General features: G+C 54.2%; 1 protein-coding gene. It reads right to left on the bottom strand.

Annotated features, from left to right (window positions below; translation table 11 throughout):
- Nucleotides 1-1,042 (bottom strand): amidohydrolase family protein (locus VJ956_RS02300; protein WP_324081186.1); only part of this gene is annotated, 1,042 nt, incomplete at both ends.

Here is a 1,042-nt window from a genome sequence, read left to right as displayed (position 1 = left end):
GTAGATGTCTTCGAGCGGGTTGCCGTCAATTACAATGAGATCGGCCAGTTTGCCGGGTTCGAGTGATCCAAGGTGCTCGCCCACGCCGATATAGTTGGCCCCGTTGATGGTCGCCACTTTAAGCGCATCGTGATTGCTCATACCGCCTTGTGTGAACATCCATGTTTCCCAATGGGCCGCAAGCCCCTGTAGCTGTCCGTGCGCGCCGATATTGACGGTCACGCCCCGGTCATGCAGTTCCTTGGCTGCGGCCGCACTTTCAAAGTGACCCGCCTCGTACTCCTCTTCAGGTACCATGATTCGGTGTCGTGAGCGGGAATCAACCACGCCACGTGGTGTATAGGTGAGCAGGCGCTCTTTCTCCCACACGTTTGTGTGCTGGTACCAGTAGTACTCACCGCTCATGCTGCCGTAGTTGACGACAAGCGTTGGGGTGTAACCTACATCTGAGGCTCCCCAAATTCTCAGGACATCTTCATAGAGCGGATAGATCGGCACATTATGCTCAATGCCGGTGTGTCCGTCGAGAATCATGCTCATGTTGTGTGTGAAGGTCGATCCGCCCTCAGGCATCACGTTGACGCCAAGTTCGCGGGCCGCCTGCAGAATTTGCTGACGCTGATCACGCCGCGGCTGGTTGTAGCTTTTCACCGAAGTGGCGCCAAACGCCTGGGTTCTGCGGATGGCCGACCGGGCATCATCCAGGTTATTCACCACGGTTTTCTGGACGTTTTCGGCTCCGTAGAGAATGCGTCCGGTTGAAAAGATACGCGGACCAACCATAGAGCCTGATTTCACCATTTCAGACTGTGAAAAGATCATCTCCGTATTGGAGGACGGATCGTGAGAGGTGGTAACTCCATACCCGAGATTGGCAAAATAGTGCCACTGCTGCTGCGGACTGAGTCCCTCACGGAAATTACCGATATGTGCATGGGCATCAACGAGTCCCGGCATAATCGTTTTTCCATCCACATCTTCAACAAAAGCGCCGTCAGGAATAATAATCTCATCAGCCAAGCCGATCGCTTCAATGCGATTG

The sequence above is a fragment of the Marinobacter sp. genome, assembly GCF_035268745.1.
Classification (GTDB): domain Bacteria; phylum Pseudomonadota; class Gammaproteobacteria; order Pseudomonadales; family Oleiphilaceae; genus Marinobacter.
The sequence above is the reverse complement of the archived record's forward strand: the minus strand, read 5'-3'. Positions and strand labels throughout refer to the sequence as shown.